The following is a 25,644-nucleotide window of genomic DNA, read 5'->3' as shown; positions in this document are numbered from 1 at the left end:
GTATGCTCACGCGGGCCGTATAAATCCGCGTCAGACACACGTGTGACCATATCCCACGATTTCGCCGACCGCGACGGCGCCGAGCGTTCGTTTCGAGGGACTGAAACGCCGCGGCGCCGTCGCCCGATATCGGGGGGAAGATACTTGTAGTGCGGTCGATATGGCGTCCGTATGAGCAAGATCACCTTCCGAGCCGACGACGGCCTCGTTGAGCGGCTGGAAGCGTGTGACGCCTCCAAGAGCGAGGTGATGCGGGAGGCGCTCCGCGCTCACCTCGACGACGCCGAGGCGGGGGCGACCGCCGGCGACGCGGGCCGAGACGCCGCGGACGACACGGTCGACGCCGCGCTGGCCGACCGCGTCGACGACCTCATCGCCGAGCGGCTCGACGCCGCGTTGGACGACCGACTCGGCGGTCGGCGGGGCCCGTCCGACGCGGCGTATGCGCGCGAAAACCCGGCCGAAATCAACGTGAACGTCTCTCTCGACGCTCCTGACGCCGATCCGGAGGACGCGCGTGTGACACGTGAGACGTCGGCGGACGCCGAGACGGAGTCGCGTAAGACGCCGCCGAGCGTGGGCGCGACCGAGAGCGTCTGCGGCGGCTGCGGCGAAAACGTTCCGGAGGACCACGTCTACTGCCCGAACTGCGGCGAAAAACAGTCTCACAGGGCGTTCTGCGAGTGCGGCGACGAGCTGCGAACCGACTGGGCGTTCTGCCCCGGCTGCGGCCGTCGGACGCCGGCTGCGGACGTGTTGAAGGACAGATAACGAGTTTCTGAGGCGTAAGGCTCCCGAAATTCGGCGTTTCGGATGATGTCTTACACTCGTCGGTAGTTTTATAATGATAGCCTCGGTGATTCGAACTGCGTAAGACGGTCGTCTTACAGCGACCGTCCGCGGCGGGGATGACCCCGCTGACGGGCGACCCGTCGCTGTAAGACACACGCGTCGCGTGTTCGCCGTCTTACCGGGGGAATACCAATGGAGCGTGTGACACTACGAATCCCGAAACAGCAGATCGACGAGGTCGAACAGATGGTCGAGACGGGCGAGTTCCCGAACCGGAGCGAGGCGATCCGGTCGGCCGTCCGCGACATGTTGAACGAACAGGACGGCGAGCGCGACGAGCGCGGCCGCAACCGCAACTGGGCGAAGGTGTAAACCGATGCAAGATCTCGTTCAGGACGCCCTCGACAACGCGGAGGCGGAGAAGCGCGACATGGACTCCGTCGACATGGAGGACGACGAGTTCGGGGACCCCCGAATCGTCATCGTCGGCGCCGGCGGCGCCGGCAACAACACGATCAACCGACTGTACAACATCGGCGTCGACGGCGCCGACACCGTCGCGGTCAACACGGACAAACAGCACCTCAAGATGGTCGAGGCCGACACCAAGATCCTCGTGGGCAAGTCGCTCACGCAGGGGCTCGGCGCCGGCGGCGACCCGAAGATGGGCGAGCGCGCCACCGAGATGGCGCAGGGCACGATCAAGGAGGTGCTCGGCGACGCCGACCTCGTCTTCGTCACCGCCGGGATGGGCGGCGGCACCGGCACCGGCGCGGCGCCGGTCATCTCGAAGATCGCGAAAGAGCAGGGCGCCATCGTCGTCGGGATGGTCTCGACCCCGTTCAACGTCGAGCGCGCCCGCACGGTGAAGGCCGAGGAGGGCCTGGAGACGCTCCGCAACGAGGCGGACTCCATCATCGTCCTCGACAACAACCGGCTGCTCGACTACGTGCCGAACCTGCCGATCGGGAAGGCGTTCTCCGTGATGGACCAGATCATCGCGGAGACGGTGAAGGGGATCTCCGAGACGATCACCCAGCCGAGCCTCATCAACCTAGACTACGCCGACATGTCCACGATCATGAACCAGGGCGGCGTGGCGGTCATGCTCGTCGGTGAGACCCAGGACAAGAACAAGACCCAGGAGGTGGTCAACGACGCGATGAACCACCCGCTCCTGGACGTCGACTACCGCGGCGCCTCCGGCGGGCTCGTCCACATCACGGGCGGCCCGGACCTCACGCTGAAGGAGGCCGAGGGGATCGCGAACAACATCACAGAGCGGCTGGAGGCGAGCGCCAACGTGATCTGGGGCGCCCGCATCCAGGACGAGTACAAGGGGAAGGTCCGCGTCATGGCGATCATGACGGGCGTCCAGAGCGCGCAGGTGCTCGGTCCCTCGACGCAGAAGCAGGCCGATAAGTCCCGCGCCGCGGTCGACGGCGAGGACCTCGGCGACTCGCGCTCCCGGGCCGCCGAGACGAACGGCACCGCCGGCGCGACGGCCTCCGGAGGCGCCGACGGCGGCGCCTGGGAGTCCGACGGCGGCACCGAGCCGACCGAGAAGAACAACGGCCTCGACGTCATCCGCTAGGCGTCGCCCGTCGACCGACCCGCCTCGCTTTTTCGCCGCCCGCTCCGCGCCCGACCCGCGGGACGGCGCGAGGACTTAACATCGCGCGGTCCGTGGACTGTGACGTGTCACGCCACCAGCCGAGCCGAGGCCCGCGGCGTCGCTCGGGCGTCGACCGAGACGGGACCGCGCGCGCGACGCGATGACCGACGCCGCGCTCTACTTCACCGGCCCGGAGACCGTCGAGGTCCGGGAGACGTCGGTCGGCCCGCCGGACGCGGACGAGCTCCTCGTCGACGCCCGCGCGTCGGCGATAAGCGCGGGAACGGAGCTGCTCGTGTACCGCGACCAGACGCCGGACGACCTCCCGGCCGACGAGACGCTCGACGCGCTCGACGGCGACCTCTCGTACCCCCTCCGGTACGGCTACGCCGCGAGCGGCGTGGTCAGCGAGGTCGGCGCCGACGTCGATCCGGCGTGGGTCGGTCGGTCGGTGTTCGCCTTCGTCCCCCACCAGACGCGCTTCCGCGCCACCCCCGACTCGGTGGTCGCGCTCCCGCCGGAGACGACGCCGGCGGCCGGCTCGCTGCTCCCGTCGGTCGAGACCGCGACGAACGTCGTCCTCGACGCCGCCCCCCGGCTCGGAGAGCGGGTCGTGGTGTTCGGCGCCGGCGTGATCGGCCTCTGCGTCACCCGGATCCTCTCGGCGTTCCCGCTGGAGTCGCTCGTCGTCGTCGACCCGATCGAGCGGCGCCGCGCCCTCGCCGCGGCGTTCGGCGCCGACCGGACGGCGACCCCGGCCGAACTCGGCGAGGGCGACGCGATCGGGACGACCGGTGGCGACGCCGACTCCGACCTCGGCCCCGACTCCGCCGTCGACGGCGCCGACCTCGCGATCGAGCTCTCCGGCCAGCCCGACGCGCTCGACGACGCGATCGGCGTCGTCGGCTACGACGCGCGGATCGTCGTCGGCTCGTGGTACGGGACCAAGCGCGCGCCGATCGACCTCGGCGGGCGGTTCCACCGCGACCGCATCGACATCGTCTCCAGTCAGGTGTCGACGATAAGCCCCGAGCTCCGGGGGCGCTGGGACCGCGACCGACGCATGGACGCGGCGCTCGACCGGCTGGAGCGGATCCCCGCCGACGAGCTGATCACCCACCGGATCCCCTTCGAGCGCGCGCCGGAGGCGTACGAGCTGCTCGACGCGGAGCCCGACGCGGCGGTGCAGGTGATCCTGGAGTACCCGTGAGCGCCCGCCGCGGTCACCGGCGCCGGGAGAGCCGGCCGCTGACGACGAGGTAGTCCCGCGCGAACACCGCCAGCGACGGCGCGAGGACGACGGGCGCGAGGGCCCACGCCAGCTCCGTCGGCGTCGGCGGGAGGAGCGCGACCGTCACGAAGACCATCTGCACGCCCGCGAGGTACCTGCTGAGGTCGCCGTCGGGGAGGTCGCCGACCGGGAGTCCGCGGACGCGCCGCAGCCACACCGCCCCGCGGAAGACGTACCGCGCGGCGGAGATCGAGAGGTACCAGGCCGGGAGCAGCCCCCACGACACCGCCACCAGCGGCGCGGCGACGAACCCGAACGTGTCGAACGCCATGTCGAGCCGCCGGCCGATCTCCGTCTCCCGGCCGACGGTCCGGGCGACGGCCCCGTCGAGGTTGTCGAGGACGACCCCGGCGCCGTAACACAGCGCCGGGCCCCACGCGAGCGACGTCCCCGGCGGGACGACGACGAACCCGGCGACGACGGCGTACAGCGCGCCGCGCGCGAGCGTGACCGCGTTCGCCAGACCGAGCAGCCGCCGCCAGAACCCGTCGGCGATCCCCCCCGGATCGAGCCCGTAGCCGACGTACCAGAGCTGTCCGGCCCAGCAGACGCCGGCGACGACGGCCGGGGAGAGCCCCCACCGGACCATGGCGTCCGCGGGGAACAGCCGGAACAGGAGGACGCCGAGCGCGGCCGCGGCGACGAGCGGCAGTCCGACCCCGACCCCGACGTGGACGGACCGCCGCTGGGGGGCCTCGGCCATCTACCCGTCGCCTCCCGCCGTCCCCCGAAAGACGGCGTTTACGGCGGCCTCGGGTGCGTTTACGCCGCGATCGCACGCGTTCCCGCCGCCTCCGACCGGCGCGGCGGCGAGCGAGCGTCGCGATCGGCGGTCCGGAGTCGGCACGGCTACCGCCGCAGGAGGGCGACCAGCACGGCGATCAGGACGACCTGCGCGACCTTGTCGACGGCGCCGAGGGTCCCGACGTCGCCCGGGAACGATCCGGCGCCCCCCGCGAAGTTGACGACGTACCACAGGACGATCTGGACGAGCGTGAAGGCGATCCCGACCGCGTACACCGCGCGCCGGCGGTAGTCGATCACGAGGAGGACGACGCCGCCGACGAAGCCGAGCCCCGCGAGGACGAAGCTGATCCCCAGCGGGGAGGGCGCGAAGCTGACGCCGAGGAAGAGGTGGACGGCGGCGGAGACCAGGGCCGCGACGATACCCACCCAGTGGAGGCCGTTCAGCGAGCCGATGTCGACCGTGGGCTGCTGCGTCTCGGTCGTTGCCATATCACACACATGGACTTCAGTCACATAGGAATACCGACCGATCGGCGGGCGGGCGCCGGCCCCCTACCGCTCGAAGTCGGGGTCGTGCAGGGCGTCGACGCGCGCGACCTCGTCCGCGGTCAGCCGCGCGGCTCCGGCGGCCAGGTTCGAGACGACGTGCGACTCCGTGGTGCTGGACGGGATCGGGACGACGCCCCGGGTCGCGTTCCACGCGATCACGACCTCGGCCGGCGAGAGCCCCCGGTCCGTCCCGATCGCGTTCAGGACGGGCTCGTCGAGGAGCCCGGGCGCCGACAGCGGCGAGTGCGCGACGACCCGGATCCCGCGCTCGTGGCAGAAGTCGACCAGATCGTTCCGGGGCCGGTAGGGGTGACGTTCCACCTGCACCAGGGCCGGGTCGACGTCGCCGGTCTCCAGTACCGTCTCCAGCTGCGCCCGCGAGACGTTACAGATTCCGAGCGTCCGGGCCCACCCCTTCTCGTACACGGCCTCCAGGTTCTCCCACGCGGTCGCGAGCGACACGTCGTCGGTCGCGAGCTCGCCGTCCGCGTCCTCGGGGAAGGTGAGCGCCTCCCGCCGCTCGACCGGCTCCTCGGCGAGCCGGCGCAGCTCGCCCCGGTGTTCGAGCGCCGAGGGCCAGTGGAGCGCGTAGCAGTCGAAGGCGTCGATCCCGAGCTCCTCCCGGCTGCCCGCGCAGGCGGCGAGCAGGTGCTCGCGGCGGTGGTTGGTCCGCCACGCCTTCCCGAGGAGGAACACGCCCTCGCGGTCGGGCGCGCCCGGCGCGGCGAGCAGCGCCCCGATCCGGTGTTCGTTGCCGTACAGCTCGGCGGAGTCGAGGAGGCGGTAGCCGGCGTCGAGCGCGGTCGCGATCGAGTCGGCGCGCTCGACGTACGCCCCGTCGCGGTAGCGCGAGCAGCCGAAGCCGACCGACGGAAGTCGGACCGCGGCCGCGCCCTCCCCGCTCCCCTCGCTCGTATCACGGCTGAGAGACGCCGCCGGCCGCACGACCGGCGCCGGGGGCGGGTCGGCGGTCGCCCCGCAGTCGTCGACGGGGACCGGCCCGCCCTCCTCGACGGCCGCCTCGATCGCGTTGCAGACGGCGACGACGTGGGCGCCCCGGCGGCCGCCGGCCCGCGAGGGCGACCCGGACTCGACGGACGCGGCGAGCCGCTCGACGGCGTCGACGTACTCGTACGGCTCCTCGGGGGACGCCGGCGGCGCGCTCACGTACTCCCGACCGACGCGGCCGAACCGGACGCCGTCGCGGTCGGTCGCCGTCGCGCCAGCGTCCGCCAGGTACAGCGAGCCGTCGTCGCCGTGGAGCTCCAGGCCGTAGAACTCCCGGCTCCGGTGGGGCGCGTAGAAGCTGGCCGTGAGCCTGACGGTCGGCCCCGCGGCGAACGCGAGCGCGGCCTCCACGTGGCTCGGCGCCGACGGCCGGCGCTCCTCGCGGTCGGGCCAGACGTCGAGGGCGTCGGCGACGCGGACGCGCTCGACCGGACCGAACCACGTCACCAGCAGCGCGAGCGGGTACACCGCTCCGTCGTACAGCGGCCCGATCTCCAGGAAGGAGTCGGGGCGGTCGTGCCAGTCGGTCACGCGCCCGACGTGGGCGTGGGCGTACCCCAGTCTCACCGGACCGAGCCGGCCGTCCGCGAGGAGCCGACCCGCCCGGCGCTGCGAGGGCGCCCGCGGCGTCCCGGGCGCGCAGCCGAGCGCGAGGCCGCGGTCGCGGGCGAGCCCCACCAGCGCCCGCGCCTCGTCGGCGTCGAGCGCGAGCGGCTTCTGCGAGTAGACGTGGCGGTCGGCCTCCAGCGCGGTCCGCGTCACCGGCGCGTGGGCGGCGTGGCTCGTCAGGTTCACCACGAGCGGCGCGTCGACCGCGGCGAGCGCCGCCTCCAGGTCGGTGAACGACGGGCAGTCGCGGTCCGCGGCGAGCGCCGCGGCGCGGTCGGCGTCGAGGTCGACGACGCCGGCGAGCGACAGCGGGCCCGCCGACAGGCCGGCGGCGTACTCCGACGCGATCGATCCGGCCCCGACGAACAGGCAGTTCACGGTCGTATCGAGGCGGGAAGACGTATAGGTGTCCCGGCGACCGCGACCGGACGGCGCGACCGCGACGCCCTCCGGATTTAGGTGCGTCGCGCCCGTGGATCGGTCCATGTACGCGACGACGGTGCTGACGGAGTTCGTGGCCCAGCACTACCTCACGGTCGTCGACGAGGGGCCGGAGAGCGTCCCGCACTCCCACCGCTTCGAGGTGGAGCTGACGTTCCGCGGCCCCGAGCTGAACGCCCACGACTACCTCGTCGACATCGACGACGCCGAGGCGGCGCTCGCCGACCTCGCCGACCGCTACCGCGACGAGCTGCTGAACGACCTGCCCGAGTTCGAGGGGGACAACCCCAGCGTCGAGCGCTTCGCCCGCGTGATCTTCGATCGCGTGACCGACGCGGTGACCGACGAGACCGTGACGGAGCTGGCCGTGACCGTCTGGGAGGACGAGACGGCCGCCGCGACGTACGACGCGCCGGTATGAGGGTCGGCCTCGCGCTGTACGGGAGCCTCGACGAGCGGTCGGGAGGATTCCGCTACGACCGGAAGCTGGTCGAGGGGCTCCGGGCCGCCGGCGACGCCGTCGAGATCGTCGAGCTCCCGTGGCGATCGTACCCGCGCGGGCTGCTCGACAACGCCAGCCCGGCGCTCCGCGACCGGCTCCGCGTCGACGTCGACGTGATGTTGCAGGACGAGCTCGCGCACCCCTCGCTGGTCCTCGCCAACCGCGACCTGCCGTACCCGGTCGTGAGCGTCGTCCACCACCTGCGCGCGAGCGAGCCCCGGCGCCTCTCGCCGCTGTACCGCGCCGTCGAGCGCCGATACCTCGCGACGGTCGACGGCGTCGTCTGCAACAGCGCGGCGACCCGCGACGCCGTCGCGGAACTCGGCGTCGATCCGGAGGCGACCGTCGTCGCCCCGCCCGCCGGCGACCGGTTCGACCCCGCGGTCGACGACGCCGCGATCGCGGCGCGGGCCGCCGCGCTCGGCGAGTCCGACCCCCTCCGGGTCGCGTTCGTCGGCAACGTCGGACCGCGGAAGGGGCTGGACACGCTCGTCGAGGGGGTGGCGCTCGCCGACGCCGCCGTCGACCTCACCGTCGTCGGCCGCGCGGTCGACGAGAGTCACGTCGCCGACGTCGAGCGACTGGTGCGGGAGCGCGGGCTCGGCGACCGCGTGCGCTTCGCCGGCCGGCTGTCGGACGCCGCGCTGGCCGACGTCCTCCGCGAGAGCCACGTCCTCGCTGTCCCCTCGCGCTACGAGGGGTTCGGGATCGTCTACCTGGAGGGGATGAGCTTCGGCCTCCCGGCGATCGCCTCGCGCGCCGGCGGCGCGGCGGAGACCGTCACGGACGGCGAGACGGGCGCCCTCGTCGACCCGGACGACCCGGCCGCCGTCGCCCGCGCGCTCGACGGGTTCGCGGCCGACCCCGACCGGCTCGCCGAGATGGGCCGCGCCGCCAGGCGCCGGTACGAGCGCCACCCGGATTGGGCGGAGTCGACCGCGCGCGTCCGCCGGCTGCTCGCCGAGGTCGCCGGCGCCGACGACGCCCCTCACGCGCCCGATCCGGAGGTGGCGACGTGACGGGAGAGGGCGCCGGGTCCGGCGACGACGCGCCCGACGGCGACGCCATCGCCGCCGACACCGCCGCGTTCCGGCGGTACCTCCGCGCGAAGCGGCCCGTCGACGACCGGGCGCTGGACCGGCGGCTCGTCGGGCTCCTCCGCGAGCGGCTGACGGCGCGCGCCGCCGAGGGGAACGGCCCCCTCCGCGCGCTGGAGGCCGGGGCCGGGGTCGGGACGATGGTCGCCCGGCTGATCGACTGGGAGGTGCTCCCGCCGGGCGAGACGCGGTACGTCGCCGTCGACCGCGACGCGGAGGCGCTCGCCGGGGTCGAGCCGTTCCTCCGGGAGTGGGCGGCGAGTAGGGAGGAACCGGCGTCCGTCGACGACGCCGACGGCGACGCGCTCGTCGTCGAGACCGACGCGCGCACCGTCGCGGTCGAGCCGGTCGCCGCCGACGCGGTCGCGCACGCCGCGGAGCGACCGGGGGAGTTCGACGCGCTGATCGGGATGGCGCTGCTCGACGTGCTCGACCTCGACGGGCTCGACGCCCTGCTCGGCGCGCTCGCGCCCGGCGGGACGTACTACTTCCCGATCACGTTCGACGGCGGGACGCGCTTTCGCCCGGCGCACCCCGACGACGAGGCGATCGAGCGGCGCTACCACCGGCACATGGACGGGAAACCGGGCGGGAACAGCCGCGCCGGCGGCGAGGCGCTCGCGCGGCTGCGCGAGGCGGACGGCTCGACGCTCCTCGGCGTCGCCGGCTCCGACTGGGTCGTGCGCCCGGTCGACGACGAGGGCGGTCGTCCGGACGACGACGAGGGCGGTCGTCCGGGCGACGGAGCCGGCTACCCGGGCGACGAGGCGTTCTTCCTCCGACACATCCTCGACACCGTGGAGGCGGCGGTCGGCGAGGTGATCGCGGTCGACGGGGACGCCGCCGGTGAGGTGGTCGTCGACGGGGACGCCGCCGGCGTGTCGGCCGCCGACCTCGACGCGTGGCTCGAAACCCGCCGCGAGCAGGTCGATTCCGGCGAGCTCGTCTACCTCACCCACCAGCTCGACCTGCTCGGGCGCGTCGACGGTGACGCCTGACCGCCGCCGGTCGGGCGGTTCACCCGGCCGGCGTCGAGGTCAGGTCGCCGCCTCGATCGAGTCGAGCAGGCGACACTTCCGACAGACGTCGCGGCTCGTCTTCGAGCCGCAGCGCTCGCACTCCCCGAGGTCGGGCGAGTCGTCGGCGGCGTCGCCGCCCTCGCGGTACGCCTCTGCCGCGAGCGCGGAGAGCTCCTCGTAGCCGGCCATGATCGAGTGGCGGGCGCCGGGGTGGTTCGCCTCCAGCTCGTGGATCGTCGACTGGATCTCGTCGCGGTACGCCTCCGACGAGTGGGGACATTCGGCCATGTGGGTCGGGAGATCGCGGACGTGGCAGTAGAGGGCGACCTCCTTCTCGGGCACGTCGCGGAGGGGCTTGGCGCGCGGGACGAACGCGTCCGTCTCCTCCCGCTCGTCGAAGGGGCCGAGCGAGGCGTCGAAGTGTTTCGCCACCTGTCGCACGTCGCCTTCGAGGAAGTTCATCATCGCCGTCTGCGCCTCGTCGTCGAGGTTGTGACCGGTGAGCAGCTTGTCGGCGTCGAACTCGGCGGCGTACGCTTCGAGGAGGTCGCGCCGGAACACGCCGCAGTACGCGCAGGCGGCCATGTCCTCCGGGTCGCTCTCGACGACGTCGTCCATCCGCACGTCGAACTCCTCCTCGTAGGAGACGACCTCGTGGCGCAGCGAGAGGTCTTCGGCGAGCTCGACGCAGGCGTCGAGGCTCTCGTCGCGGTACCCCTCGATCCCCTCGTGGATCGTCAGCGCGAGCATCTCGACGCGGGGGTCCTCGCCGAACACGTCGTCGAGAATCCGCGTCAGCGCGACGCTGTCCTTCCCGCCCGAGAGGCCGATCACCCAGCGGTCGGGATCCTCGGGTGTCGCGTCCGGGTCGAGGAGGGCGTCCTCGCGGATCCGGCGCTTCACGCGCTTCTCGACCGACCGGCGGAGGTGGTGGCCGCAGAGGTGCGCCCCGGAGTAGGCGGCGTGGTGGACGGCGTCGGCCCCGCACTTGTCGCACTCCATCGGTGTCGGGTTGCGGACGCGCGCGGATACCCGTTTCGGGCCGCATACGTGAGAATGGTATCGAGACTGAGTGGGAGCGACATCGACGCGAACGCCCCCGAAGCTCCGACCGCTCGGTGATAGATACCAGACCGTGAGTCGACGGGTAATTCCTCCAGAGCTTCAGCCCCTCGGCCGTACGTGATCGTCGAGATTGAGACCAACCACAAAGCCCCAGCCGTGAGGCGGGCACACGCTCGCTGCGCGCTTCAGTCGCTCGCGGGGCTCGCTCCTTGCAGTGCTTCCGTCGCCTGTGCCCGCCTCACGGCTGCCCCTTTGAGTCCCGTCCGACCGCACAGCGACCGCACCTCACGCCTCCCCAGCCTCGCGGCTCCCTTCGGTCGCCGCGTCCCTCGCGCGTGCTCCTCGCGCCCGATGGGCGCTCGGAGGCACGCGCCACCGTAATTAGCGTCAGGAAGCGTCCACTGTCGACGACCCCGGGCGCGCTGCCGTCGGTTCCGACACGGGCTTGTCGTCGTCGAAGAGTTCCCCCGGAACGCGACTAATTCGCCACCGCCTCAGTCGCTCGCGGCCCGTCCGCCGGCGACCTCGTCGAACGGGGACACCGAGATGACGAGCCGGCCGTCGCCCGCCGCGCTCACCAGCTTCGACTCGGTGAACGTCGTCCCGTCGGCGCGGAGCCCCTCGCTCGTCCCGGTCCACCGCTCGCCCTCCATCACCGCCGGGATGACGTGCGTCCGGATGTGTTCGACCTCCTCGTCCGGGTGGAGGCGCTGCCAGCGCTCGCCGACGAGCTCGTCCGGCTCGTAGCCGTACAGCCGCCCGTACTCATCGCCGACGAACTCGAAGGTCCCGTCGGGCGCGACCGTACAGACCCCGTCGAGCGCGACGTCGGCCGCGGGGTCGACGGCCGCGGCCGACTCGCCCTCGTCGCCCGCCCCGAAGCTCCCGCCGTCGCCGTCGATCGCGTGTCCGACGCGGCGCAGGAGCGCGGTGTACCCGTCGACGCCGCCGCGCTTGGCGACGTAGTCGCTGACGCCCGCGCGGACCATCTCGGCCGCGATGGCGTCCGGCTCGGTCGCGGAGAAGAGGAGGAAGGGGAGGTCGGGCTCGCTCTCGCGCGCCGCCGAGAGGAGCTCGATCCCGGTGCGGCCGGGCATGTCGTAGTCGCTCACGACGCAGTCGAACGCCTCGCGCTCGATGCGGTCCAGCGCCGCCTCCGGGTCGGTCTCGGCGACGGCCTCGCAGCCGATCCCGTCGTCGCGTTCGAGGTACGCGGCGACGAGGGCCGCGAGCCCCGGCTCGTCGTCGACGCAGAGCACTCGAAGCGATGAGTCGGTCATGGCTCGGAGTCGCCGGTTCCGGAATAAACCGGTTACCCCGCGATACTCAGCGCTGATACTCGCGCGCCGGACGCCGGACCCTACGGGATGCCCGCCTCAGGCGGTCGCGCCCGCGACGAGGCTCTCCCGCACCGTCTCGACGAACCGGTCCGGGTGTTCGACGTGCGGGAGCAGTCGCGCGCGGTCGAAGACGACGAGGCGCGCGTCGGCCGCGTCGGCCAGCTCGCGGCCCTCGGAGAGGGGGCTCACCTCGGCCTCGCGCCCCCAGACGACCGTCGGCGGCACGTCGAGGTCGGCGAGCGCGGCCGCGAGGTCCAGGTCGCTGTTGAGGTAGCCGGAAACGAACGAGGCCGGCGCGAACCGGGCGTTCTCGACGTGGGTCGTCCGCCACTCGTAGTCGGTCCACTCCTCGCTCGGGTTCGTCGGGTCGTCGTAGCCGTGGTCGGCGTTGAAGTAGCGGATCGACGGCTTCGACGCGATGACGTTGAAGAGGGCGTCGCCGATCAGCGGCGACCGGAGCAGCTCGCGGAGCCACGACTTCGGCGGGCTCGGTCCCGCGGTGCTCGTCGGACAGACCCCGACGAAGCCGCGCACGTCGACCGCGTCGCTTCCGGACCCGTCCCCGGTCGCCGCGGCGGCGGCGTACGCGGCCGACAGCGACGAGGCGACGACGGCCGGCTCGTGGAGGTCGGCGAGGAAGTCGCGGACGAAGTCCTCGTACAGCGCCGCGGAGTACCGGAGCGGCGGCCGGTCGGAGCGGCCGTACCCCGGGAAGTCGGGCGCGATCACGTGGTAGTCGGCCGCCAGGTCGTCGAACACCGCGCGCCACTCGCCCGAGGAGCCGGCGGCGTTGATCCCGTGGAGCAGCGCGAGGTCCGGGTCGTCGGGGTCGCCCGCCTCGGTGAACGCGACGTCCATCCCGCGCCAGCGGAAGACGCCGTCGTCGCCGTCGAGCGGGGCCTCCAGCTCGCCCTCGTAGCGGAGTCCGGTGTTGACCGCGGCGAGCGCGCCGACGCCGAGGAGGGCGGTCCCGGCGAGGTTCCTGAGCTTCATGGAAACCTGTTGGTCCGCGGGCGACTTATACCTCGTGGCGGAGGGGTCACTCCCCGTCCGGCTCGACGCAGTCGACGATGGGGGCGACGACCTCGGCGGCGACGCTGTACGGGTCGGTCTCGCGTCTCCGGACCGCCTCGGCGAGCCGGTCGATCCCGCCGCGGCGCTCGATCTCGCCGGCCGCGAGCGCGCCCACGTCCGAGCGCACGAGCGTCCGGATCTCCTCGGCGTAGCGCCGGCGCTCCGTCGCCTCGATCTCGCCCGACTCCCGGAGGTGCGCGGCGTGGGCGTCGAACGCCGCGATCAGCTCGTCGACGCCCTCGCCCGTGTTCGCGACGGTCCGGAGCACCTCGGGGGTCCACTCGGGGGAGCCCGAACTGTCCTCCGCGTCCGAATCGTCCGAATCCTCCGGGTCGTCCGGATGCTCCGGCGCGTCGAACCCGTGGTGGCCCGTTTCGAGCCCCTTCGTGGGCCCCTCCCGCCGGTGGACCATCTCCTCCAACTCGGCGAGGGTGCGCTCCGCGCCGTCCATGTCGGCCTTGTTGACGACGAACACGTCGCCGATCTCCAGGATGCCGGCCTTCAGCGTCTGCACGTCGTCGCCGGAGCCGGGCTGGACGAGCACCGCCACCGTGTCGGCGGTGCGGACCACGTCGACCTCGTTCTGCCCCGCGCCGACCGTCTCGATGATCACGGCGTCCTTCCCGAAGGCGTCGAGCGCCTTCACGGCGTCCGCCGTCGCCATCGAGAGCCCGCCGAGCTGGCCGCGCGCGCTCATCGACCGGAAGAACACGTCCATGTCGCCGACGTTCGACCCCATGCGGATCCGGTCGCCGAGCACGGCGCCGCCGGTGTACGGCGAGGAGGGGTCGACGGCGACGACGCCGACGGTGTCGCCGCGCTCGCGGTAGGCGGCCGCCAGCTTGTCGACGAGCGTCGACTTCCCCGCGCCGGGCGAGCCCGTGATCCCGATCACGTCGGCGCCGCCGGTGTGCCCGTGGAGCGCGGAGACGATCGCCCGGTGGCCCGCCGCGCGGTCCTCGATCCGCGTGATGACCCGGGCGAGCGCCCGGTGGCTCCCGGCGAGCAGCTCCTCGACGAGCTCGGCGTCGCGGTCGCTCAGCTCCGGGGCCCGCGCCGTCGACTCCTCGTCGGGGGTCGGCCCGCCCATCTACGCCCGCTCCGGCACGTTGTCCCGGATGAACTCGATCGTCTCCTCCATCGGCGTGCCGGGGCCGAACACCTCGGCGACGCCGAGCGACTTGAGCTCGTCCTCGTCGTCGTCGGGGATGATCCCGCCCACCAGGATGAGGGTGTCCTCGAACGCGTCGTACTCCTTGAGCCCCTCGATCACCTTCGGCACGAGGGTGTTGTGGGCGCCCGAGAGGATCGAGATGCCGAGCACGTCGACGTCCTCCTGGACCGCCGCCTGCACGATGTCCTCGGGCGCGCGGTGGAGCCCGGAGTAGACGACCTCGAAGCCGGCGTCGCGGAACGCCCGCGCGATCACGTGTGCGCCCCGGTCGTGGCCGTCGAGGCCGACCTTCGCCACCAGACACCGGATGGCCCGCTCCTCCTGTTCGACGCTCATGTCGGGTACTGCGTCGCCCCGCCGTTTGACTCTAACGGACGATCGGGTGGGATCGACGCGTTGAACGCGCGGGCGCCCCTCGACGGGGGTATGCCCGACGACCCTCGCGTCGACCGCCCCGACGCCGACCGATCCGCGAGCGACCGCCTCCCCGCCGACACGCGGATCGGCCGCGTCGCGCTCCGCGTCGCCGACCTCGACGAGACGACCGCCTTCTACCGCGACGTCGTCGGCCTCGCCGTCCTCGACCGCGACGGCGACGCGGCCGTCCTCGGCGTCGACGGCGCGGAGGCCGCGGGGCGCGAGGCCGTTCCCCTGCTCGCCCTTCGCCGCGACCCGGACCGCCCAGAGCGCGGCCCAACCGAGGCCGGCCTCTTTCACGTCGCGTTCCGGGTCCCCTCTCGGGCCGCGCTCGGCGGGGCGCTGGGCCGGGTGCGCGAGCGCTGGCGGCTCGACGGCGCGTCCGACCACCTCGTCAGCGAGGCGCTGTACCTCGACGACCCGGAGGGGAACGGGGTGGAGATCTACCGCGACCGCCCCCGCGAGGAGTGGCCGGTCGACGACGACGGGACGCCTCGGATGGCGACCGAGCCGCTCGACGTCGAGGGCGTCGCGGCGGCCGCGGGGGCGGCCGACGCGGGCGACGCCCCCGCCGACCCCTCGCCCGTCGACCGCGTCCCGTCCGGCACCGACGTCGGCCACGTCCACCTCGAAGCGACGTCGCTGTCGGCGTTCGAAGCCGTCTACGTCGACGGGATCGGCTTCGAGGTCGGCGAGGCCGGCCCGGACGTCCGGTTCGTCGCGGCCGGCGGCTACCACCACCACCTCGCCGCGAACGCGTGGCGGGGGCGGACGACGCCGGCCGCGGGCCGCGGGCTCGCGTGGTTCGAGGTCGTGGTTCCCGACGCCGCCGCGCTCGACGCGGTCCGGACTCGGCTGGAGGCGGTCGCGGCCGGCGGCGACGTCGACGTCGCGGTCGCAGAGCGGGAGGGCGGAGTCGCCGTCACCGACGCCGACGGGATCGAGGTCTGGATCCGGACGGAGTAGCGGCGGGCCGGGGACTCGGTCGCGCCACCGATCGAGTCACCGCCGGCTCACCCGACGATCGTCCGGAGCGTCGACTCGGTCAACAGGGTGGTGATCCCGAGCGCCTCGGTCGTCATCCAGCCGAGGAAGGCCGCGTACATCGCGAGGAAGGCGTACCCCTCCTCGGTGGTGATCTCGAAGTCCGTCGCGGCCATCACCACGACGACGAGGGTGGTGTAAAACAGGAACAGCATGAGGGGGACCGAGGTGAGGAACCCGATCGAGACGCCGCCGGCGAGGATGACGCCGATTGGCAGCGCGGCGACGAGGTTGAACGTGTTCGTCCCGAAGACGTTGGCGACCGCGGCCCGCTTGTCGCCGGCCTTGCCCATCTTCACGCCGACGAGGAGGTCCGGGAACGAGCTCATCACCGACAGCACGGTGACGGACATCAGGAACGGCGGCGCGCCCAGCGCCTCGGAGGCTTCGAGCGTCATCCCGATCATCGACTCGACGCCGACGAGCACGACGGCCAGCCCGGCCGCGAACAGCCCGACCTGCTTCGGGACGTTCGTCGACTCGGCCTTCTTGCGCGCCGACGCGCCGCTCTTCCCGCCGACGAGCAGGATGACGTACACGCCGTACAGCACCAGCAGTCCGACGCCCATCTGCGGCGTGATCCGCGCGAGCTCCCGCCCGTCGGTGCCGAGGACGCCCAGGGCGATCACGCCGAAGAGCGCGAGGACGGCGACCATGTAGAAGATGGCGTCGCGGTAGACGATCCCCTGCGTCGTCGTGGTGTCGCCGCTCGTGACGGCGACGGCCGCGGGGATGACCAAGATGTTGAACACCGCGGTGCCGATGAGCGCGCCGGCGCCGACGCCGAACTCGCCGAGGACCAGCACGGAGATCACGATGATCGCGAGCTCGGGGAACGAGGTCGCGGCCGCGACGATCAGCCCGCCCTGGATCGCCTGCGAGACGCCGAAGTGGTCGCTGATCTTCGACGTCGTCGACTCGACGACGTTCGCGCCCTTCCAGGTCAGGAGGAACCCGACGACGCCGATCGGGATCCAGACGAACAGCGACTGATCGCCGATGAGCTCCCCGAGTAACGTCACGGTGGAGGATGCGCGCGGAACCGATTAGTGGTTCCGGAAGCGGGCGCTCCGGCCCGCCCCTCACGCGCCGGTCCGCACCGCCCGCCGTCGAACGGTCCGGACCGCTCGCCGCGGAGCGAGCGGCGGGCGACGCGGGGCGCCTACCCGAACTTCCCCGTGATGTAGTCCTCGACGCGCTGCTCTTCCGGATCCTCGAAGATCTTGGTGGTGTCGTCGTACTCGACCAGCTCGCCGCCGGTGAGGAACACCGCGGTCCGGTCGGAGATGCGGGCCGCCTGCTGCATGTTGTGCGTGACGATGATGACGGTGTACTCCTCCGCGAGGTCGTCGATGAGGTCCTCGATCTTCGAGGCCGCGACGGGGTCGAGCGCCGAGGTCGGCTCGTCCATCAGGATGACCTCCGGGTCGGGCGCGATGGCGCGGGCGATACAGAGCCGCTGCTGTTGCCCGCCCGACAGTTCGAGCCCCGAGGAGTCGAGCTGGTCTTTCACCTCGTCCCACAGCGCGGCGCCCTTCAGCGACTCCTCGACGCGCTCGTCGACGTCGCCCTCGTACCCCTGGATCTTCAGGCCGTACGCGACGTTGTCCCGGATCGACTTCGGGAAGGGGTTCGGCTTCTGGAACACCATCCCGATCTTCCGGCGTAAGGCGACCGGGTCGACGTCGTCGTCGTACACGTTCTTGCCGCCGAACTCGACGTCGCCCTCGACGCGGCAGATCTCGATCATGTCGTTCATCCGGTTGATACACCGGAGGAACGTCGACTTGCCGCAGCCCGACGGCCCGATCAGCGCGGTGACGCGCTTCTCGGGGATCTCCATCGTCACGTCGTCGATCGCCTGCTCGTCGCCGTAGTAGACGTCGAGGTTCCGCGCCGCCACCGCGGTGCCGGCGTCGGCGAGCGGCGCCCGTCCGTCGTCCGTTTCCGCCTGTACCTCCGTCGTGATCAGCGAGTCGTCTGATGTCGTGTTACTCATGTTAGCTCCCCCGCTCCGCGCGGTTCCGCAGCAGTATCGCCGTCCCGTTCATGCCGACGAGGATGATCAGCAGCGTGATGACGCCCGCGGCGACGACGCCGTACCGGAAGTCGGCCTGCGGGAAGCCGGCCCACGTGTAGATCTGCATCGGCATCGCGCTGAACCGGCTGAAGAGGCTGTCCGGCGCCCTGAACACCGTCGTCGCCGCGCCGATCATGATGAGCGGCGCGGTCTCGCCGATGGCCCGCCCGAGCGCGAGGATCGTCCCGGTGAGGATCCCCGGCATCGCCTCGGGCAGCACCACGTTCTTCGTCGTCTGCCAGCGCGTCGCGCCCATGGCGTCCGAGCCCCGCCGGAGGTCGTCCGGCACCGACCGGATCGCCTCCTGTGCCGAGATGATCGTGATCGGCAGGATGAGCAGCGACAGCGTCAGCGCCGCGGTCACCGCCGTCCCGATCCCGAGGCCGAGGAGGTTCGCGAACAGCCCGAGGCCGAGGAGGCCGTAGACGACCGACGGCACCGCCGCGAGGTTCGCGACGTTGACCTGCAGGATCCGCGTCAGGGTACCGAGCGGCCCGCTCTCCGGCGTGTACTCCTCCAGGAATACGGAGGTGCCGACGCCGAGCGCGAACGACAGCACCGCGACCATCGCGATGATGATGACGGAGCCGACGATGGCCGGGTAGAGCCCCGCCTCGGTCGGCGTTCGGGAGGGCGCCTCCGTGAGGTACGACGGGTCGAGCCACGGGTCGGGCGCCGGGACGCCCCACGCCTCGACGATCAGCGCTCCGGCGACCACGCCCGCGGCGAGCAGCAGCGGGAGCCCCAGCCCGACGAGGCCCTCCCCGCTGTCGACCACGCGGGAGACGTAGACCGCGGTCGGCACGCCAGTCAGGACGAGCACGAGGAGGACCGTGGGGGCCGGCAGCCCGGCGCCCGCGGCCAGGAACCCGCCGGCGGTCGCGACGGCGAGCGGAACGCCGCCGGCGACCGCCGCGGCGGTCCGGCCCCGACGGTCGGCGACGAGGAACGCCCCCGCGGCCGCGACCGGGACCGCGATCGTCCAGAGGTAGATGACGAGGTCCGACGGGAACACCGGGACCACGCCGCGGAGGAACACCGCGGCGACCAGCCCGACGAGCCCGACCGGCGCCGCCGCGGTCTGCGCGCGCGACGACGACCGACCCCGCCCGAGCGCGTACAGCCCGACGGCCGGCAGGATCCCGAGCGTGTACGCGAGGAACCACACGAGCGGGTCGAGCACCAGGAACAGGGTGCCGACCGCGAGCCCGATCGCGACGCCGCCGATCAGCCGCCCGAGGAGCCCGAAGCCGACCGCGCCGACGCGGCCGCGGCTCCCGACGTACGCGAGGTACGCCGCGACGGGCCCGGCGACGACGAAGAGGTACGCGAGCTGCCAGTTGAGTCGCGGGATCGGGGCGACGAGCGCCTCGACCGCGGTGAAAAGCACCGCGACGGCGACGAGGCCGCCGCCGAGCGCGCCGAGCGAGCGCCGGGTGACGTCGGGGTCGCTCGCGCTGAACAGGCAGAACGCGAGGAACGGGACGACCAGCGTGAGGAAGTACGTCAGCAGCCACTCGGGGCTGGCGTTCGCCAGGTCGAAGGCGTCGATCGCGACGTACACCAAGAGGACGCCGAGCGCGACGAGGCCGAACACGCTCGCGCCGAACGAGAGGTACTCGAAGGCGATCCCCCTGACCCGGCTGACCTCGCCGAAGCCGTCGGCGTTCGGGTTCTCGGTCGCCATCAGTACTCCTCCCGGTAGCGTTCCGCGATGATGTCGCTTATCACGTTCATGACGAGGGTGACCGCGAACAGCGCGAGACCGAGCGCGAACATGGAGTTGTACGGGAGCGTGCCGCCGGTGAGGTCGCCCCCGGTGATCTGGACCATCGCGACGGTGATGGTCATCCCGGACTCCAACAGGATGTCGGCGGGGTCGACGAACGGGATCCCGAACAGCGCCCGCTGGACCTCCGGCATCCGCGCCTGCGCGCCCATCGCGACGACGACGATCATCGTCTCGCCGACGGCGCGGGAGACGGCGAGGATGTACGAGGAGGCGATCCCGGAGATCGACGCCGGAACGACGATCCCGGTCGACACCTCGAACTTGGTCGCGCCGAGCCCGTAGCCGGCCTGTCGGAGCTGGTCCGGCACCGCGCTCATGGCGTCCTCGGAGATCGACGACACCATCGGGATCGTCATGATCCCGACCATGATCGACGCCGAGAGCGCGTTGAACGTGCTCATCTCGGGGAACAGCGTCGCCTTCAGTGCCGGGGTGACGTACACCAGCGCGAAGTAGCCGTAGACGACGGTCGGGATGCCGGCCAGGATCTCCAACAGCGGCTTCAGGATCGACCGGGCGTTCGGGGTCGCGTACTCGCTGAGGTAGATCGCGGTGAGCGTCCCGATCGGGATCGAGATGAACGCCGCGGTGACCGTCACGGTGATCGTCCCGATCAGCAGCGGGATGATGCCGAACGCCTGCCCCCCGCCGGCCGGGTTCGGGCTCCAGTTGGTGCCGGTGAGGAACTCGGCGACGGGGATCGACCGGAAGAACACCACCGCGTCCGACAGGAGCGTGACGAAGATCGCGACGGTCGTGAGCAGGGTGATCGCCGCGCACGCCGCGAACAGCCCGCCGTAGGTTCCCTCCTTCAGTCGTGTGAGCCCGCCCCGCCGGGACAGGTCGGGACTCTCTGTGCTGTCAGTCACGAACGGTGAGGTATCGAACGCTGTCGTAAATCAATACACCGGTTCATTCCGGGGGCGCTACCCCTGGGCCCGCTCGATCGCGTCTTCGAGCTTCCCCATCTGCTCCTCCTGCGTCTCCTCGGTGGCGGGGACGTAGCCGACGTCGCCCGCGACGAGCTCCTCGTTGGTCGTCTGCTCGACGAAGTAGCGGGCGAACTCCGCGATGTGCTCCTCGGCGAGCGAGGAGATCGACGGGTACGTGAACAGCGGCCGCGAGAGGGGCGTGTACTCGCCCGAGGAGGCCGTTTCGAGGCTCGGCTCGACCGGGCCGTCCCCGTCGTCGATCCCGAGCGCCTTCAGCTGGTCGGGGTTCTGGAAGTAGTACGCGAAGCCGAAGTAGCCGATCGCGTACTCGCTGCCGGCGACGCCCTGCGCGATCGTGTTGTCCTGCTCGGTCGCCTGGTAGTCGCTGGTGTGGCCCTCCTCGCCGAGGATCGCCTCGATGAAGTAGTCGTACGTGCCGGAGGTGTCGGCGGCGCCGAACCGCTCGATCTCCTCGTTGGGGAACTCGTCGCGGACCTCGTCCCAGGTCTGTGCGGGGTCGGACCGCCAGATCTGCGCGAGCTCGTCGGTCGTGAGCGAGTCGACCCAGTCGGCCTCGGGGTTGACGACGACCGTGACCGCGTCGGTCGCCGCGATCAGCTCCACGTACTCGACGCCGTTCTCCTCGCACAGCTCCTCCTCCTCGGGCTGAATCGGGCGGCTGGCGTTGTTGAAATCCGTGTCGCCCGTACAGAAGAAGTTCGAGAAGCCGCCGCCGGACCCCGTCGAGCTGATGTCGGGGTCGACGCCCGGGTGCATCTCGGCGAAGTCCTCCATGACCGCGCTCATCAGCGGGAACACCGTGCTCGACCCCGCGATGTTGATCGGGCCGGAGAGCTCCCCGCTCCCACCGTCGGCGCCGTCCCCGGAGCCGCCGTCGGAGCCGTCTCCGGAGCCGCCGTCACCGCCGCTCTGCGTACAGCCGGCGAGCGCCAGCGCGCCCGCCCCGCCGAGCGCCGCGAGCGATTGCCGCCGCGTGATCCCCGTCGCGTCCGTGTCGTGGCTGGATGCCATTACCAGTCGATCGGCGAGTTTCGGTTAAGTAGTATGCTATGATGGGTACGGTCCGAGGGGTACCGCTCGGGTGCGCTATATACGCTATATAGATCGGTCGGCGAGCTCCCCGCGAGTGCTCGTCGGGGACCGAGCGCGGACGCGAACCGGAACGCCCCACGCCTCCGTTACGCTCTCCCGGCCGCCACCGCCTCGATCAGGAGCTCCGCGACGTCGACGATCTCCACGTCGTCCTCGAAGTCGCCCGTCTTCCGGCCGTCCTCGAACATCGTCGTGCACATCGGACAGGCGACGACGAACTTCTCGACCGCGTCGCCGGCGTCGGTGTCCTCCACCGCCTCGCGGAGGCGCTCCTCGCTCGGTTTGACCGCCTCGTCGTGTTCGGTCCAGAGCCCGCCGCCCCCGCCGCCGCAGCAGAACGAGTCGTCCCGGGAGCGCGGCATCTCGTGGAGGTCGGCGCCGGTCGCGCGAATCAGCTCGCGGGGCGCCTCGTACTCGTCGTTGTACCGGCCGAGGTGGCAGGGGTCGTGGTAGGTGACAGTGTAGTCGAGCTCGTCGCCCGACAGGCCGAGCCGCCCCTCGTCGACCAGCTCCTCGACCACCTGCGTCCAGTGGAACACGTCGACCTCGCCCTCCGGGTTCCACGGCTCCTCGCGGTCGAACGGCATCATCGGGTCGTCGGCGAACGCCGCGAAGTCGACCTCGGGGTACTCGTTTTTGATGGTGTTGTACGAGTGCGGGTCCGTACAGACGATGCTCTCGAACTCGCAGTCCGCGAACGTCTCGACGTGGTGGCCGGCGAGTTCGAGGTAGAGGAACTCCTCGCCGATCCGCCGAATGTCGTTGCCGTCCGTCTTCTCGTCGTCGAAGAGGATGCCGAACGACACGTCGGCCTCGTCGAACAGCCGGGCGAGCGCGCGGGCGACCTTCTTGTTGCGGTCGTCGAAGCTCGGGTAGTCGCCGACGTACCAGAGGTACTCCACCTCCCGCTCGCGGGCGTCCGGGACCTCGACGTCGTCGAGGTCGTCCGCCCAGTCGCCGCGGTTCGCCTGGGACTCGCCGAAGGTGTTCCCCTTCCCCATGACGTCTTGGAACACGTCTTGGAGGTTCGAGTCAACCGCCCCCTCGTCGACGAGCTGGCGGTTCATCTTCGTGAACGAGGTGAGGTGCTCGATGTCGACCGGACAGGCGTCCATGCAGGCCATACAGGACATACACGACTCCATCGATTCGGCGTCGATGACCCCGCCCTCGTCGGCGACGATGGGGACGGTTCCTCCGTCGTTGACGGCGGCGGAGCCGGCCACGCCGCCGTCAGTCGCGACCGGACCGCCGCCGCTCCCCGCGACCGGGTCGTCGGTCACGGACTCGCGGTACGCCTTCAGGTCTAAGATCACGTCTCGCGGGTCGAGGTTCCGGCCGACGGTGTCGGCCGGGCAGGCGTCGGTGCAGCGGCCGCACTTGGTACAGGCGTCGCCGTCCATGAGCTCCTTCCAGGTGAAGTCGTCGAGCGACTCGGCGTTGGTGTGGTCGAGGTCGGCGGGGACGTTCGGGAGCCGCGCGCCGGCCTTCTCGTCGCGGGCGACGACGTTCGCGAACGAGGAGATCATGTGGAACGGCTTCGCGTACGGGATCCAGGCGATGAACGCGAACGCCAGCAGCGCGTGGCTCCACCAGACGACGCCGTAGACCGCCTCGGCGCCGGCTGGGGTCAGCCCCGCGGCCTCGAACCCCGCGGCCATCGCCATCCCGACGAAGCTCACCGTCTCGTCGGCGCGCGCGGGCTGGCCGACGATGCCGAGCGCCTGCACGACGAAGCCGCCGACGCCGAGCGCGAAGAGGGTCCAGACGAACGCGTCGTCCTCCAGCGAGGTGTGTCTCCCCCACAGCCGCCCCTCGCGGTTCCGGTAGCGGCGGACCATCGCCATCCCGACGCCGACGACGAACAGCAGGCCGAACGCGTCGACGACGAACTGGTAGGCGAGGTAGAAGTCGCCCACCCAGAACGACTCGCCCGCGATCGGGCGGTAGACGTCGATGTCGAACCCGAGGATCGTCGTCGCGACGAGCAGGGTGAGGAACCCCCAGAGGACGAACGTATGCATCACGCCGGTGTACGCGTCGCCGTCGAACTGGTTCTCGTTCGAGAGCACCGTCCTCGTCGCCGCGACCGTCCGAGAGGGCAGGTCCGACAGCCGGTCGCGAGGGTCCGCGCTCCCGCGGGCGTACGCCGCGAACCGAGCGTACACCCCGTACAGGAACACGAGGATCGCGACCGCGGCGAGCCAGTAGAACGCGGCCTTCCCGACCGGACCGATCGTCCAGAACGTCTCCCGGGTGGCCGCCTGCAGGGGCGTCATGGTAGGTTAGCCGGATACGGTCCGGTTAAAACTTGCCACGGCGCGGGATCGGTCCGGTCTCCGGGCCCGGTCTCTGGCCCCGATCGATCGCGGGGTCCCCGTCAGATCACGCCGGTCAGCGCGGCCGCGAGCAGGCCGACTCCGACCGCCAGCGCGACGGCGTCCCCCCGGCCGAACGCCAGCCGCGGGAGCGTCGGGTTCCACGCGAAACACCGGGCCGCGAGGGCGGTTCCCAGCCGGTCGGCGCGGCCGAACGCGCGGTCGATCCCCGCGACGGCGACGATCCGCATCCTGTCCCGCACCGGTAGCTCGTCGCCCAGGCGCGCCCGCATGGCGTCGCGCGCGGTCAGCAGGTCGCGCTTCAGCAGCGGGAGGAACCGGAACACGAGCGCGACGCCGGCCGCGAGCAGCCGCCCGGGCCTGCCGGGGACCGCGTACTGGACCGCCGCCCGGGAGTCGCGGACCGGCGTCGACCGCACGTAGGCGGCGGCGACGACGAGCACCAGGAGGACCCGGTAGCTCGCCAGCGCCGTGTCGGCCGCGCGGTCGAGGCGGAACCAGGGGTCGCCGACCGTCGCGCCCGCCACGACCGGGGCGACGAGGAGGAACGGGAGCGCGACCCGGTACGCCCACAGGTCGCGGGGGCCGCCGCCGGCCGCCCGCAGGCAGCCCGCGGCGAGGACCGTCAGCGCCGCGAGCCCGCGGGGCGTCGTGTGCGCGAAGGCCGCGGCCGCGAACCCGACCTGCACGAGGAGCTTCGACCGCGGGTCGAGCCGGTGGGCGAGCGAGTCGCCGGGGGCGTACGAGAGGGTCACGGGTCGGAGGCCGGGACGTGGTCACCGCCGCGGTCCGTGAGCGCGCCTTCTGGGACCCGCACGTCGAGTCCCGGGAGGTCAGCGACGGCCGCGTCCGGGGGCGCGTCGACCGCGATCCGGCCGTCCGACAGCCCCACCACGCGATCGGCGAGCCCGAGCACGTCGCGGAGGTCGTGGGTGACGACGACGACGCCCGTCCCCGCGCGGTGGCGCTCTCGCAGGCCGTCCACGACCGACCGCCGGGCCGGCTCGTCGAGCCCGGTGAACGGCTCGTCGAGGACGAGGTGGTCCGGCTCCATCGCCAGCGCGCCGGCGATCGCGACGCGCTCGCGCTCGCCGCCCGACAGCGACGCGATCCGGTCGTCCCCGCGCCCGCCCATGTTCACGGCGTCGAGCGCGGCCCCGACCCGGCGGTCGATCTCGGCGTGCGAGAGCCCGAGGTTCTCCGGGCCGAACGCGACGTCGGCGCCGACGGTGGCCGCGACGAACTGGTCGCGGGGCTCTTGGAACACCATGCCGACCGCGGTCCGGGCGGCGACGAGGTCGTCGCCGACGGGGGTCCCGTTGACCGAGACCGACCCCGAGTCCGGCTCGACGAGCCCGTTAAACGTCCGGACCAGCGTCGTCTTCCCGGAGCCGTTCGCGCCCGCGACGACCAGGAACTCGCCGTCGGGGACCGAGAGGGAGACGTCGTCGACGGCGACTACCCCGCCCCCGTCGCGCTCCCCGGCGCCCGTCCCGCCGTACCGACACGTGACGCCGTCGACGTCGATCACGGCGTCGCCTCCGGGTCGGTCACGGCGCCACCTCGGGAAGGCTCACGCGGTCACCTCGGAATCGCTCACGGCG

At 72.1% G+C, this 25,644-nt stretch carries 24 protein-coding genes; 8 read left to right on the top strand and 16 right to left on the bottom strand.

Going from position 1 to position 25,644, the window contains the following annotated elements; translation table 11 throughout:
• Positions 1–171 precede the first annotated feature (171 nt).
• The 4 genes from NO900_RS09990 to NO900_RS09975 all read left to right on the top strand — a co-directional run bounded on the left by NO900_RS09990 (position 172) and on the right by NO900_RS09975 (position 3,617).
• Entirely contained in the window at positions 172–771 is a 600-nt protein-coding gene (locus NO900_RS09990) for a double zinc ribbon domain-containing protein (RefSeq protein ID WP_256409079.1), read from the top strand.
• Between the two features lie 213 nt (positions 772–984).
• A complete protein-coding gene (locus tag NO900_RS09985) occupies positions 985–1,164 on the top strand; it encodes a ribbon-helix-helix domain-containing protein (RefSeq protein WP_004595187.1) in 180 nt (59 codons plus the stop codon).
• Between the two features lie 4 nt (positions 1,165–1,168).
• Positions 1,169–2,386 carry a cell division protein FtsZ gene (ftsZ, locus tag NO900_RS09980; RefSeq protein ID WP_256409078.1) on the top strand — a complete coding sequence of 406 codons (1,218 nt, stop codon included), beginning with the start codon at positions 1,169–1,171 and terminating at the stop codon, positions 2,384–2,386.
• A gap of 181 nt (positions 2,387–2,567) precedes the next feature.
• Entirely contained in the window at positions 2,568–3,617 is a 1,050-nt protein-coding gene (locus NO900_RS09975) for a zinc-dependent alcohol dehydrogenase (RefSeq protein ID WP_256409077.1), read from the top strand.
• A 13-nt stretch (positions 3,618–3,630) separates the two neighbouring features.
• Here the strand turns inward: NO900_RS09975 and NO900_RS09970 are convergent, their stop codons facing one another.
• From NO900_RS09970 to NO900_RS09960, 3 genes are all read right to left on the bottom strand, one after another.
• Positions 3,631–4,401 (bottom strand): CDP-alcohol phosphatidyltransferase family protein, encoded by a 771-nt coding sequence (locus tag NO900_RS09970; protein WP_256409076.1) that lies wholly within the window; start codon positions 4,399–4,401, stop codon positions 3,631–3,633.
• 146 nt (positions 4,402–4,547) lie between these two features.
• The gene (locus NO900_RS09965; RefSeq protein ID WP_256409075.1) at positions 4,548–4,934 is read right to left on the bottom strand and encodes a DUF7475 family protein; all 387 of its coding nucleotides are present in this window, start codon (positions 4,932–4,934) and stop codon (positions 4,548–4,550) included.
• Positions 4,935–4,997: 63 nt separating this feature from the next.
• Positions 4,998–6,989 carry an aldo/keto reductase gene (locus tag NO900_RS09960; RefSeq protein WP_256409074.1) on the bottom strand — a complete coding sequence of 664 codons (1,992 nt, stop codon included), beginning with the start codon at positions 6,987–6,989 and terminating at the stop codon, positions 4,998–5,000.
• 106 nt (positions 6,990–7,095) lie between these two features.
• Here NO900_RS09960 and NO900_RS09955 point away from each other — a divergent pair, with 106 nt between their 5' ends.
• The 3 genes from NO900_RS09955 to NO900_RS09945 are packed head-to-tail and all read left to right on the top strand — an operon-like array spanning position 7,096 to position 9,649.
• On the top strand, positions 7,096–7,473 hold the full coding sequence (locus NO900_RS09955) for a 6-pyruvoyl trahydropterin synthase family protein (RefSeq protein ID WP_256409073.1): 378 nt from the start codon (positions 7,096–7,098) through the stop codon (positions 7,471–7,473).
• On the top strand, positions 7,470–8,573 hold the full coding sequence (locus NO900_RS09950; RefSeq protein ID WP_256409072.1) for a glycosyltransferase family 4 protein: 1,104 nt from the start codon (positions 7,470–7,472) through the stop codon (positions 8,571–8,573). The genes NO900_RS09955 and NO900_RS09950 overlap by 4 nt, the downstream gene beginning before the upstream one ends.
• Positions 8,570–9,649 carry a hypothetical protein gene (locus NO900_RS09945; RefSeq protein WP_256409071.1) on the top strand — a complete coding sequence of 360 codons (1,080 nt, stop codon included), beginning with the start codon at positions 8,570–8,572 and terminating at the stop codon, positions 9,647–9,649. Before NO900_RS09950 ends, NO900_RS09945 begins: the two co-directional genes overlap by 4 nt.
• Before the next feature lie 39 nt (positions 9,650–9,688).
• On the opposite strand, the gene ncsA is transcribed toward NO900_RS09945, so the two are convergent.
• The 5 genes from ncsA to NO900_RS09920 form a co-directional block, all read right to left on the bottom strand.
• Positions 9,689–10,672: a tRNA 2-thiolation protein NcsA gene (gene ncsA, locus NO900_RS09940; protein ID WP_256409070.1), complete on the bottom strand. Its 984-nt coding sequence runs from the start codon at positions 10,670–10,672 to the stop codon at positions 9,689–9,691.
• A gap of 557 nt (positions 10,673–11,229) precedes the next feature.
• Positions 11,230–12,015, bottom strand: a complete 786-nt coding sequence (locus NO900_RS09935; protein ID WP_256409069.1) for a response regulator — start codon at positions 12,013–12,015, stop codon at positions 11,230–11,232.
• A 96-nt stretch (positions 12,016–12,111) separates the two neighbouring features.
• On the bottom strand, positions 12,112–13,068 hold the full coding sequence (locus tag NO900_RS09930) for an alpha/beta fold hydrolase (RefSeq protein ID WP_256409068.1): 957 nt from the start codon (positions 13,066–13,068) through the stop codon (positions 12,112–12,114).
• A 46-nt stretch (positions 13,069–13,114) separates the two neighbouring features.
• A complete protein-coding gene (gene meaB / locus NO900_RS09925; protein WP_256409067.1) occupies positions 13,115–14,239 on the bottom strand; it encodes a methylmalonyl Co-A mutase-associated GTPase MeaB in 1,125 nt (374 codons plus the stop codon).
• On the bottom strand, positions 14,240–14,659 hold the full coding sequence (locus tag NO900_RS09920) for a cobalamin B12-binding domain-containing protein (RefSeq protein WP_256409066.1): 420 nt from the start codon (positions 14,657–14,659) through the stop codon (positions 14,240–14,242).
• A gap of 90 nt (positions 14,660–14,749) precedes the next feature.
• Between NO900_RS09920 and NO900_RS09915 the strand changes: the two genes are divergently transcribed.
• Entirely contained in the window at positions 14,750–15,706 is a 957-nt protein-coding gene (locus NO900_RS09915) for a VOC family protein (RefSeq protein ID WP_256409065.1), read from the top strand.
• Between the two features lie 47 nt (positions 15,707–15,753).
• Here the strand turns inward: NO900_RS09915 and NO900_RS09910 are convergent, their stop codons facing one another.
• From NO900_RS09910 to NO900_RS09875, 8 genes are all read right to left on the bottom strand, one after another.
• Positions 15,754–16,806: a sodium:calcium antiporter gene (locus NO900_RS09910; protein WP_256409064.1), complete on the bottom strand. Its 1,053-nt coding sequence runs from the start codon at positions 16,804–16,806 to the stop codon at positions 15,754–15,756.
• Positions 16,807–16,946: 140 nt separating this feature from the next.
• Positions 16,947–17,783, bottom strand: coding sequence for a phosphate ABC transporter ATP-binding protein PstB (pstB, locus tag NO900_RS09905; RefSeq protein ID WP_256409063.1), 837 nt, complete (start codon positions 17,781–17,783; stop codon positions 16,947–16,949).
• 1 nt (position 17,784) lies between these two features.
• Complete coding sequence (pstA, locus tag NO900_RS09900; protein ID WP_256409062.1) at positions 17,785–19,551, bottom strand: phosphate ABC transporter permease PstA; 1,767 nt, start codon at positions 19,549–19,551, stop codon at positions 17,785–17,787.
• The gene (gene pstC, locus NO900_RS09895; RefSeq protein ID WP_256409061.1) at positions 19,551–20,525 is read right to left on the bottom strand and encodes a phosphate ABC transporter permease subunit PstC; all 975 of its coding nucleotides are present in this window, start codon (positions 20,523–20,525) and stop codon (positions 19,551–19,553) included. The genes pstA and pstC overlap by 1 nt, the downstream gene beginning before the upstream one ends.
• 57 nt (positions 20,526–20,582) lie before the next feature.
• Positions 20,583–21,620: a PstS family phosphate ABC transporter substrate-binding protein gene (locus NO900_RS09890; RefSeq protein ID WP_256409060.1), complete on the bottom strand. Its 1,038-nt coding sequence runs from the start codon at positions 21,618–21,620 to the stop codon at positions 20,583–20,585.
• Between the two features lie 167 nt (positions 21,621–21,787).
• On the bottom strand, positions 21,788–23,980 hold the full coding sequence (locus NO900_RS09885; RefSeq protein WP_256409059.1) for a (Fe-S)-binding protein: 2,193 nt from the start codon (positions 23,978–23,980) through the stop codon (positions 21,788–21,790).
• 101 nt (positions 23,981–24,081) lie between these two features.
• Positions 24,082–24,795, bottom strand: coding sequence for an energy-coupling factor transporter transmembrane component T family protein (locus NO900_RS09880; RefSeq protein ID WP_256409058.1), 714 nt, complete (start codon positions 24,793–24,795; stop codon positions 24,082–24,084).
• Positions 24,792–25,571, bottom strand: coding sequence for an energy-coupling factor ABC transporter ATP-binding protein (locus NO900_RS09875; RefSeq protein WP_256409057.1), 780 nt, complete (start codon positions 25,569–25,571; stop codon positions 24,792–24,794). Before NO900_RS09875 ends, NO900_RS09880 begins: the two co-directional genes overlap by 4 nt.
• Positions 25,572–25,644: the final 73 nt, after the last annotated feature.

This window comes from Halorubrum rutilum, assembly GCF_024494565.1.
Note: the sequence above shows the minus strand (reverse complement) of the source record. Positions and strands in the feature narration are given on the sequence as shown.

Coding starts and splice junctions, on each gene's coding strand:
- NO900_RS09990 (WP_256409079.1), top strand. CDS start 172: ATGAGCAAGATCACCTTCCGAGCCGACGACGGCCTCGTTGAGCGGCTG.
- NO900_RS09985 (WP_004595187.1), top strand. CDS start 985: ATGGAGCGTGTGACACTACGAATCCCGAAACAGCAGATCGACGAGGTC.
- ftsZ (WP_256409078.1), top strand. CDS start 1,169: ATGCAAGATCTCGTTCAGGACGCCCTCGACAACGCGGAGGCGGAGAAG.
- NO900_RS09975 (WP_256409077.1), top strand. CDS start 2,568: ATGACCGACGCCGCGCTCTACTTCACCGGCCCGGAGACCGTCGAGGTC.
- NO900_RS09970 (WP_256409076.1), bottom strand. CDS start 4,401: ATGGCCGAGGCCCCCCAGCGGCGGTCCGTCCACGTCGGGGTCGGGGTC.
- NO900_RS09965 (WP_256409075.1), bottom strand. CDS start 4,934: ATGGCAACGACCGAGACGCAGCAGCCCACGGTCGACATCGGCTCGCTG.
- NO900_RS09955 (WP_256409073.1), top strand. CDS start 7,096: ATGTACGCGACGACGGTGCTGACGGAGTTCGTGGCCCAGCACTACCTC.
- NO900_RS09950 (WP_256409072.1), top strand. CDS start 7,470: ATGAGGGTCGGCCTCGCGCTGTACGGGAGCCTCGACGAGCGGTCGGGA.
- ncsA (WP_256409070.1), bottom strand. CDS start 10,672: ATGGAGTGCGACAAGTGCGGGGCCGACGCCGTCCACCACGCCGCCTAC.
- NO900_RS09935 (WP_256409069.1), bottom strand. CDS start 12,015: ATGACCGACTCATCGCTTCGAGTGCTCTGCGTCGACGACGAGCCGGGG.
- NO900_RS09930 (WP_256409068.1), bottom strand. CDS start 13,068: ATGAAGCTCAGGAACCTCGCCGGGACCGCCCTCCTCGGCGTCGGCGCG.
- meaB (WP_256409067.1), bottom strand. CDS start 14,239: ATGGGCGGGCCGACCCCCGACGAGGAGTCGACGGCGCGGGCCCCGGAG.
- NO900_RS09920 (WP_256409066.1), bottom strand. CDS start 14,659: ATGAGCGTCGAACAGGAGGAGCGGGCCATCCGGTGTCTGGTGGCGAAG.
- NO900_RS09915 (WP_256409065.1), top strand. CDS start 14,750: ATGCCCGACGACCCTCGCGTCGACCGCCCCGACGCCGACCGATCCGCG.
- pstB (WP_256409063.1), bottom strand. CDS start 17,783: ATGAGTAACACGACATCAGACGACTCGCTGATCACGACGGAGGTACAG.
- pstA (WP_256409062.1), bottom strand. CDS start 19,551: ATGGCGACCGAGAACCCGAACGCCGACGGCTTCGGCGAGGTCAGCCGG.
- NO900_RS09890 (WP_256409060.1), bottom strand. CDS start 21,620: ATGGCATCCAGCCACGACACGGACGCGACGGGGATCACGCGGCGGCAA.
- NO900_RS09885 (WP_256409059.1), bottom strand. CDS start 23,980: ATGACGCCCCTGCAGGCGGCCACCCGGGAGACGTTCTGGACGATCGGT.